Origin of the sequence: uncultured Amaricoccus sp. (genome assembly GCF_937858865.1) — a bacterium.
GTDB lineage: Bacteria > Pseudomonadota > Alphaproteobacteria > Rhodobacterales > Rhodobacteraceae > Amaricoccus.
The window spans coordinates 1-8878 of record NZ_CALLYO010000197.1; the positions used below are offsets into that span (position 1 = coordinate 1).

At 71.2% G+C, this 8878-nt stretch carries 9 protein-coding genes and 1 pseudogene; 6 read left to right on the forward strand and 4 right to left on the reverse strand.

The features are described 5' to 3' along the window. Nucleotides 1–137: 137 nt before the first annotated feature. Nucleotides 138–1448 (forward strand): dicarboxylate/amino acid:cation symporter, encoded by a 1311-nt coding sequence (locus Q0112_RS05420; RefSeq protein ID WP_297972497.1) that lies wholly within the window; start codon nucleotides 138–140, stop codon nucleotides 1446–1448. Nucleotides 1449–1520: 72 nt separating this feature from the next. Here Q0112_RS05420 and trxA read toward each other — a convergent pair whose 3' ends face one another. After that, on the reverse strand, nucleotides 1521–1841 hold the full coding sequence (gene trxA / locus Q0112_RS05425; RefSeq protein WP_297972499.1) for a thioredoxin: 321 nt from the start codon (nucleotides 1839–1841) through the stop codon (nucleotides 1521–1523). A 153-nt stretch (nucleotides 1842–1994) separates the two neighbouring features. Between trxA and ilvD the strand changes: the two genes are divergently transcribed. From ilvD to Q0112_RS19440, 3 genes and pseudogenes are all read left to right on the forward strand, one after another. After that, nucleotides 1995–3758: a dihydroxy-acid dehydratase gene (gene ilvD, locus Q0112_RS05430; RefSeq protein WP_297972502.1), complete on the forward strand. Its 1764-nt coding sequence runs from the start codon at nucleotides 1995–1997 to the stop codon at nucleotides 3756–3758. After that, on the forward strand, nucleotides 3745–4404 hold the full coding sequence (locus tag Q0112_RS05435; RefSeq protein ID WP_297972505.1) for a hypothetical protein: 660 nt from the start codon (nucleotides 3745–3747) through the stop codon (nucleotides 4402–4404). The genes ilvD and Q0112_RS05435 overlap by 14 nt, the downstream gene beginning before the upstream one ends. Next, nucleotides 4401–4559 (forward strand): annotated as a pseudogene (locus Q0112_RS19440) (TMEM175 family protein); the annotation flags it as partial. The gene Q0112_RS05435 and the pseudogene Q0112_RS19440, both read left to right, overlap by 4 nt. A 77-nt stretch (nucleotides 4560–4636) precedes the next feature. On the opposite strand, the gene Q0112_RS05440 reads toward Q0112_RS19440, so the two are convergent. The 3 genes from Q0112_RS05440 to Q0112_RS05450 form a co-directional block, all read right to left on the reverse strand. After that, a complete protein-coding gene (locus Q0112_RS05440) occupies nucleotides 4637–6004 on the reverse strand; it encodes a type II toxin-antitoxin system HipA family toxin (RefSeq protein ID WP_297972508.1) in 1368 nt (455 codons plus the stop codon). Next, on the reverse strand, nucleotides 6001–6354 hold the full coding sequence (locus tag Q0112_RS05445) for a helix-turn-helix transcriptional regulator (RefSeq protein WP_297972511.1): 354 nt from the start codon (nucleotides 6352–6354) through the stop codon (nucleotides 6001–6003). The genes Q0112_RS05440 and Q0112_RS05445 overlap by 4 nt, the downstream gene beginning before the upstream one ends. Before the next feature lie 269 nt (nucleotides 6355–6623). Then, the gene (locus tag Q0112_RS05450; RefSeq protein ID WP_297972513.1) at nucleotides 6624–7397 is read right to left on the reverse strand and encodes a Bax inhibitor-1/YccA family protein; all 774 of its coding nucleotides are present in this window, start codon (nucleotides 7395–7397) and stop codon (nucleotides 6624–6626) included. 230 nt (nucleotides 7398–7627) lie between these two features. Between Q0112_RS05450 and Q0112_RS05455 the strand changes: the two genes are divergently transcribed. Both Q0112_RS05455 and thpR read left to right on the forward strand, forming a co-directional pair. Beyond that, nucleotides 7628–8329, forward strand: coding sequence for an arylesterase (locus Q0112_RS05455; RefSeq protein ID WP_297972516.1), 702 nt, complete (start codon nucleotides 7628–7630; stop codon nucleotides 8327–8329). After that, nucleotides 8326–8865: an RNA 2',3'-cyclic phosphodiesterase gene (thpR, locus tag Q0112_RS05460; protein WP_297972519.1), complete on the forward strand. Its 540-nt coding sequence runs from the start codon at nucleotides 8326–8328 to the stop codon at nucleotides 8863–8865. The genes Q0112_RS05455 and thpR overlap by 4 nt, the downstream gene beginning before the upstream one ends. Nucleotides 8866–8878: the final 13 nt, after the last annotated feature.

Sequence of the window (8878 nt, forward strand, 5' to 3'; positions counted from 1 at the left end):
GCTTGAATCACAGAACACCCCAAACGGGAATCCCGTTTATGGGTTCACGACCTAGCGCCGCTCCGAGAACCGGCGGAACGGGCAAGACCGTTCCGCCGCACGCAACACGCGCACCTGCGCCAGCAAAGGGGACCTCCATGCCCGCTTTCACGAAATCCCTCTTCGGCCAGGTCATGGTCGCCCTGATCCTCGGCGTCGTCGCCGGCGTCCTGTGGCCCGACTTCGCCGCACAGATGAAGCCGTTCGGCGACGGTTTCATCAAGCTCATCAAGATGATCATCGCGCCGCTCGTCTTCGGCGTCGTCGTGCACGGCATCGCCTCGGCGGGCGATCTCAAGAAGGTCGGCCGCGTCGGCGTGAAGTCGATCGTCTACTTCGAGGTGGTCACCACCATCGCCCTCGTCCTCGGCATCATCGTCGCCTACGTCTTCGGACCCGGGCACGGCATGAACGTCAACACGGCGACCCTCGATGCCAGCGCCATGTCGACCTACGTCGAGCGCACCCACCAGATGCACGGCGCCGTCGACTTCCTGCTCGCCATCATCCCCTCGACCTTCGTCGGCGCCTTCGCCAACGGCGACATCCTGCAGGTGCTGGTGATCGCGGTCCTCTTCGGCGCCGCCCTCTCGCTGATCGGCGAGCGCGCCCAGCCCGTCACCCACCTGATCGAGCTGGTGACCGAGGTCCTCTTCAAGATCATCGGCTTCATCATCCGCCTGGCGCCGCTCGGCGTCTTCGGCGCCATCGCCTACACCGTCGGCGCCTACGGGGTCGGCTCGCTGCAGCAGCTCGGCATGCTCGTCCTGCTCTACTACGTCACCGTGGTCTTCTTCGTCCTCGTCATCCTCGGCGGCATCCTGCGCCTCGCCGGCTTCTCGATCCTCAAGTTCCTCCGCTACCTCCGCGAGGAGCTGATGATCGTGCTCGGCACCGCCTCCTCCGACAGCGTGCTGCCGCAGATCATGCGCAAGCTCGAGCACATGGGGATCAAGGACTCGACCGTCGGCCTCGTCATCCCGACCGGCTACTCCTTCAACCTCGACGCCTTCTCGATCTACCTGACGCTCGCCACCGTCTTCATCGCCCAGGCGACGAACACCCCGCTCGCCTTCGGCGACCTGCTGCTCATCCTCGGCGTCGCGCTCCTCACCTCCAAGGGCGCCCACGGCGTCCCGGGCTCGGCGATCGTCGTCCTCGCCGCCACCCTCTCGGCGGTGCCGGTGATCCCGGTGATCGGCCTCGTGCTGGTGCTCTCGGTCGACTGGTTCATGGGCATGGCCCGCGCCCTCGGCAACCTGATCGGCAACTGCGTCGCCACCGTCGTTATCGCCGCCTGGGAAGGCGACATCGACCGCGCCCGCGCCCACCGCGTCCTCGACGGCACCGCCGAGGACGAGGCGGCGCTCTTCAACCCCGAGCCGGAGCCCGAGCTCCCCGCCGCCTGAGCCCCGCCCCAAGCGAAGGGCCGCGCCCCCACCCGGGAGCGCGGCCCTCTCTCGTCGCGGCGCCGGAAAGTGTCAGACGCTCTCCTCGATCCAGCCCTTGAGCGAGGCCTTCGGCGCCGCCCCGGTCCGGTTCGAGATCACCTCGCCGCCCTTGAACATGAAGAGCGCCGGGATGCCGCGCACGCCGTACTGCGCCGGCAGCTCCGGGTTCTCGTCCACGTTCACCTTGGCCACGATCAGCTTGCCGGCATATTCCTCGGCCAGCTCCTCGAGCGCCGGCCCGATCATCTTGCACGGACCGCACCACTCGGCCCAGAAATCCACCAGCACCGGCACAGACGCGTCGAGCACCTCGCCCTGGAACGTCTCGTCCGTGACCTTCACCGTCGCCATCGCCTGGCCTCCACCTGATCCGAAGTCGCGGTTAACCTAGGAGGGCCCCGGGGGCCGGTCAAGAACGCCCCGCGGCGGCGCGCAAGCCGGCTTGAGTTCGCCGGGACGCTCGCCTAGACCCAAGCATCACCCGAGCAAGCCGGCGAGGAAACCATGGACGCCCCGAGGATCGACAAGCGCACCCTTCCAAGCCGCCACGTCACCGAGGGACCGGAGCGCGCGCCGCACCGCAGCTACTACTACGCCATGGGCCTCTCGGAGGCCGAGATCCACCAGCCCTTCGTCGGCGTCGCCACCTGCTGGAACGAGGCGGCGCCCTGCAACATCGCGCTGAACCGCCAGGCCCAGGCGGTGAAGCTCGGCGTCAAGCAGGCCCTCGGCACCCCGCGCGAGTTCACCACCATCACCGTCACCGACGGCATCGCCATGGGCCACGAGGGCATGCGCTCCTCGCTCGCCTCCCGCGACGCCATCGCCGACACCGTCGAGCTCACCATGCGCGGCCACTGCTACGACGCCATCGTCGGCCTCGCCGGCTGCGACAAGTCGCTCCCCGGCATGATGATGGCCATGGTCCGGCTGAACGTCCCCTCGGTCTTCATCTACGGCGGCTCCATCCTGCCGGGCCGCGCCCCCGCAGGCTCCGCCGTCCCCGAGGACTTCGCCAACCGCGACCTCACCGTGCAGGACATGTTCGAGGCCGTCGGCCGCCACCAGAACGGCACCCTCGGCAACGCCGCCCTCGAGATCCTCGAGCGCATCGCCTGCCCCTCGGCCGGCGCCTGCGGCGGCCAGTTCACCGCCAACACCATGGCCTGCGTCTCCGAGGCGATCGGCCTCGCGCTCCTCAACTCCTCCGGCGCCCCCGCCCCCTACGAGAGCCGCGACCAGTACGCCACCGCCAGCGGCATCGCGGTGATGAAGCTGCTCGAGAAGAACATCCGCGCCCGCGACGTCGTCACCCGCAAGAGCCTCGAGAACGCCGCCCGCGTCGTCGCCTGCACCGGCGGCTCCACCAACGGCGGCCTGCACCTCCCCGCCATCGCCCACGAGGCCGGCATCGAGTTCACTCTCCAGGACGTCTGCGACATCTTCCACGACACCCCCTACTTCGTCGACCTGAAGCCGGGCGGAAAGTACGTCGCCAAGGACCTCTACGAGGCCGGCGGCGTGCCGGTGGTGATGAAGGAGCTGATGCGCGCCGGGCTCCTCCACACCGACTGCATGACCGCGAGCGGCCGCACCATCGGCGAGGAGCTCGACGACATCCGCGGCGAGGCCGACGGCCGGGTCATCTACCCGATCGACAAGCCGATCACGAAGACCGGCGGCGTCGTCGGCCTGATCGGCAACCTCGCCCCCGAGGGCGCCATCGTGAAGGTCGCCGGCATGTCCGAGGCCGAGCAGGTCTTCACCGGCCCGGCCCGGGTCTTCGAATGCGAGGAGGACGCCTTCGCCGCGGTGCAGAAGCGCGCCTACGACGTGGGCGACGTCATCGTCATCCGCAACGAGGGCCCGAGGGGCGGCCCCGGCATGCGCGAGATGCTCTCGACCACCGCTGCCCTCTCCGGCCAGGGCATGGGCAAGAAGGTCGCCCTCATCACCGACGGCCGCTTCTCCGGCGCCACCCGCGGCTTCTGCGTCGGCCACGTCGGCCCCGAGGCGGCACTCGGCGGCCCGATCGCGCTGCTGCGCGACGGCGACGTCATCACCCTCGACGCCGTCAAGGGCACGATCAGCGTCGATCTCACCGACGCCGAGCTCGAGGCCCGCCGCAAGGACTGGACGGGCCCCCGCCCGACCATCTACGGCGCCGGCGCGCTCTGGAAGTACGCCCAGCTCGTCGGCCCGACCCGGTTCGGCGCCGTCACCCACCCCGGCGCCCGGGACGAGCGGCACGTCTATGCCGACCTCTGACCGGCGCCGCGCCCCCGCCCTCGCCCCGGCCCTCGTCGCCGCCGGCCTCCTCGCGCTCGCGGCCTGCGACCCCGCCGCCATGGGCCAGGGCGCCACGCCCAGCCGCGCCAACCTCAACGTCGCCGGCCGCGTGGTCACCATCGCGCCCCCGCCCGGCTTCTGCATCGACCCCGACAGCGTCAGCTCCGGCGCCGACGGCGCCTTCGTGCTGATGAGCGACTGCGGCCCGGCGGACGGCACCCAGGGCCGACGCCGGCCGGTCGGCGCCGCCATGACGGCCAGCGTCTCCACCGGCGGCTTCGCCGGCGAGGGCGACACCGCCGCCGGCTCGCTCGCCGATCTGCAGGCCTTCGCCGACACCCGCGAGGGCCGCACCGTCCTCGGCCGCAGCGGCCAGCCCGAGCGGGTGCGCATCCTCAACAGCCAGCTCCGGGGCGACGTCCTCTACGTCCTCGTCGAGGACCGCGGGGCGCAGCCCATCGCCGGCATCGAGCGGCAGTTCTGGCGCGCCTTCCTCGAGGTCAACGGCCGGCTCGTCGCCCTCTCCGTCCTCGGCTTCGAGGGCGCGGGCCTCGGCCCGCAGGACGCGCTCGACCAGCTCGCCGCCCTCGCCCGCGCCACCCAGGCCGCCAACCCGCGCGGATGACCGCCCGCCCCGAGCCGCCGCCCGGCAGCTATCTCCGCGAGGGCCAGGGGCTCGAGTTCGACCGCGTCTCCTTCTTCACCGACGCGGTCTACGCCATCGCCATGACCCTGCTCGTGGTCGAGCTCCACGTCCCGAGGTCGCCACGACCGGCGTCGTCCGAGACCCTGCGGGATCTCTGCGGAACGCTCGGGTCACCGGATTTGGCCGTCGACAAATCCGGCAGCGGCATCGATCACCGCAGGCGGCCACCGATGCGCAGGACGTTCTCCTCGACGAGCGCCGCGACCTGCTCGACATACCCGGGCACGATCCCGGGCAGCGCGACGACCTGCCGCGTCACCGGCACGCGATTCGCGACGATCCGGTCGATCAGCTCGGCGACGCGAGCGCGGACGTCGGCCGGGCGGAACCCGGCCGCGGCGGAGATGGTATCCCAGTGCCGGGCCGCGACGTCGCCAGGCTTGCGCTTCCTGCCGGCGAGCTTCTGCGCGAAGAAGGGGTTCACCTGTTCCCATGGCAGGACGCTCGACACGTCGTAGAGCGGCGCGAGCCGCGGTCGGCCCGAGACAGGCAGCACCAGCGCGTAATTCTTCGCATGCGCGTCGGCGTTGGCGACCAGGATGTTGAAGATCACCTGGTCGAGGAGCGCGAGCGCATCGGCGGGTGGCAGCGCGCGCCCGGTCTTGAGAAGCGCCTCGAGGGTGAGGCCCGGGATCGTGCCGACCTCGTACTTCAAGCCCGGCGGCAGCGCGTTCGCCTGGGCGAAGTCCTCCTGGTGGAGCCGGATGATCCGGCCGGTCCTGCCGATGCGGCGATCGTAGCGCAGCACGCAGATCGCCTGGCGCCGTCCTGCCGCGAGCGCCGTGACCGAGACGGCTTCGATTCCGGCGGCGCGCGCCAGGCGCAGGCAGTAGACCTCGTTCTCGACGATACCGGGCAGGGATGGATTGTCCGGCTTGACGATGACGGTCGAGGGCGCGCCCTGGCGGGGGATGGCGAGCATGTCGCCGTCGCCCGGCAGGCGCAGCACCGCCCGGCCGTCGCGATCGAGCACGGCGAGCGCCGACTTTCTCTGCCCGCCGGCCAGGGACTGGCGGACGCCGTCCTCTCCGGCGAGGAACGGCCGGCGGCCGAGATCGTCGAAGTGGCGTTCGAGGGCGGCCGCTTCGTCCGGCGTGCCGTAGAACTCGGTCAGGGGAGTGTAGGTCCCTGCCGCCGGATCGCTCGGCGCCCCGAAAGACAGGGCGCCGGCGGTATCCCCGCCGATCTCCCGCAGGATGGCGAGCGCGTCGGAACGGTCGAGCCCGAGCGAGCGGGCCACCTGGACGAGCTGCTGCTCCTCGGGCAGCAGGTTGGCGAGCCAGGGCTCGACAACGTCCCTCGCGTGCTGCCCCGGCCGCAGCGGGATCGTCAGCGACAGCGGGAAGGCCCCCCGGGTCGCCAGCCAGTCCGGCGTATAGGCGAAGGAGAGTGCTCCGTCCTCGGCAACCTGGACGTCGCCGAGGTGAAGGGCGTCGAGGTAGACCGGAACCCTCGCGGCGAAGGTTCCGTCAGCCGGCGCCACACCCTCGATCCTCCCCGCGTCCGCTTCCCCGGTCATTCGTACTCACCGAGATCGTAGCCTTCGGACCCGGGGCGCGGGGCCTCCTCGCCTTCGCCAGCCCGGCCCTCCGCGGGGGAGCCGAACAGCGCGGCCGGCACCTGGCGGAGCGCTGCGGCGATCCTTGCGAGCGTGGTGAGGCGCGCGTCCCGCCTGCCGGTCTCGATCTGCGACAGGGCGCCGATGCTGATCCCGGTCAGCCGCGCGAGCTGCTGCAGGCTCAGTCCGGCGGCGAGGCGCGCCTCGCGAATCCGGGAGCCGACCTCGACCAGGATCGGCTCCCTGTGTTTCGCGCCCATGGCTGACTCCTCTTTACCGTTTTCAGTAAATAATCGCGCGGCGTTCCTCATGCAAGCGCGCTTTTCACTCAAACGGTAAAATAGCCCGCGGCCCCGTGCCTCCCCGCAAACATTTTTTCGAGAACGGTAAGGGCCGGGACTCGCGGGCCGAGGCCCGCTTCGGTCGGAAGCGAGGCCGCTCGGGCGGCGGTCCTCCGGGAGGGCCGCTCCTATGAGGCGGGGGCTTCTCGCTCGCCGGGTCGGACGCCGCCCCTTCTCCCCGAAACGAAAGCGGCCTCCCCGAGGGGAGGCCGCCAGGCCTTCATCCGATGGCAGCAGGCTCAGTTGCGGTTGCCGAAGAGCTGCAGCAGCATCATGAACATGTTGATGAAGTTCAGGTAGAGCGACAGCGCGCCCATGATCGCCGCCTTGCCGACGAACTCCTCGCCCTCGGCCGCCCGGAGCTGCAGGTACATCGACTTGATCCGCTGCGTGTCATAGGCGGTCAGCCCGGCGAAGATCAGCACGCCGATCGCCGACACCGCGAAGGACAGCCCCGGCGAGGCGAGCCAGATGTTGACCAGCATCGCGAGGATGAGGCCGATCACGCCCATGATGAGGAACGACCCCCAGGCGGAGATGTCCTTCTTCGTGGTGTAGCCCCACAGGCTCAGGGCCGCGAAGGCGATGGCGGTGATCAGGAAGACCTGCGCGATCGAGGCGGCGGTGAAGGTCAGGAAGATCGAGCTGATCGAGATGCCCATCACCGCCGAGAAGGCGTAGAAGACCAGCTGCGCCGTCGCCGCCGACATCCGGTTGATGCCCGCGCTCAGGCCGAAGACGAAGGCCAGCGGCGCGAAGATCACCACCCACTTCAGCGGCGAGGCGAAGATCGCCGCGCCGAAGGCGGTCAGATACTTGTCGATCCCGATCTGGTAGGCGGTGGGCTCGGTGGTCACGGACAGCCCGGCCACGGCCCAGGCGGCGAGCGCGGTGATGAGCATGCCCACGGACATCGTGCCGTAGACCTTGTTCATGTGCGCGCGCAGGCCTTCGTCGATCTGCGCGGTGCGAACGCCGGCGCCAGCCTGACGAACAGTCCCGTAATCGGCCATGGATCTCCTCCGTTGAACCCCGCCCCGGACCTTGCGACCCAGGGGTTTCCTTGCGGATATCGTGCGCAACGGGCGGCATTTCAACCGCGCGGCGCCCCGCTCCCGGCAAATTATATGTCGGGAATTCGGGGCTTTGTCACCCGCCCGCGACCGCCGCACGCGGGATATTGACCATCCCCCGCCTCGCCGCCGAGGCTGGAGGCCGAATCGGACCCCGACAGGGACGGCGCATGACCCCTTCCTCGCCCGCACCCGGCGGCTTCCGCCGCCTCGCCCTCGCGCTCGCCGCGCTGCTCCTGCTGGCCGGCGCCGCCGCGGCCCCGGCCGCCGCCGCGGTGCGCATCCTCGCCTTCGGCGATTCGCTCACCGCCGGCTCCGGCCTGCCCCCCGCCCAGGGCTTCACCGCGCAGCTCGAGGCCTGGCTGCACGCCCACGGCGCCCCCGACGCCACCGTCGCCAACGCCGGCGTCCCCGGCGAGACCACCGGCGAGGGGCTCGCCCGCATCTCTCGCACCCTCGGCCCGCCCGGCGACCCCCGCTTCGACGCCGTCATCGTCGAGCTCGGCGGCAACGACATGCTGGACCGCCTCGATCTCGCCGACATGCGCCGCAACCTCGACGGCATCCTGACCGAGATCGGCCGCCGCGACCTGCCGGTCCTCCTCGCCGGCCTGCCGGCGTCGCCCACCTACCCCGCCGCCTGGCGCCGCGAGTTCAAGGCCACCTACCGCGACCTCGCCCGCCGCCACGGCGCCATCTACGTCAGCTCCTTCTTCGCCGGCATGGCCGAGGGCCGCAGCGTCCCCGAGATCATGGCGCTCTTCCAGCCGGACGGCCTGCACCCGAACGCGGCCGGCGTCGCGGCCATCGTCGAGGGCATCGGCCCCGCGGTCCTGAAGCTCGTCGAACGCGCGCGCCCGATGACACGATGATCCGCGCCTTCGCCGCCCTCGCCCTGCCCGAGCCGGTGCGCTTCGAGCTCATGCTGGTGCAGCAGGGCCTGCCGGTGCCGCGCCCGATCCCGGCCGAGAGCCTGCACCTCACCCTCGTCTTCCTCGGCGAGCTGCCCGAGCCCCGCCTCGACGACGTCCACCTCGCCTTCCGCGCCGTCTCCGCGCCCGGCTTCGAGGTGGCGCTCGCCGGCCTCGGCCTCTTCGGCGGCGCCCGCCCGCGCCTCGTCTACGCCGCCGTCGCCGCCAACCCGGCGCTCGAGCGGCTCCAGGCCAAGCTCGAGACCGCCGCCCGCGGCGCCGGCGTGGCCCTGGCCGGCCGGCGCTTCGTGCCGCACGTCACCCTCGCGCGCCTGCCCGAGCGGTTCGCCGAGCGCGACCGCCTCGAGCGGGCGGTCGCGGCGCGCGGCGCCTGGACCGCCCCGCGCTTCGCGGCCGCGGACTTCCGCCTCTACCGCTCGCACCTCGGCGGCGAGAGCCCGCTCTACGAGGAACTGGCCCGCTACCCGCTCGGCTGACGGCTCACCAGAG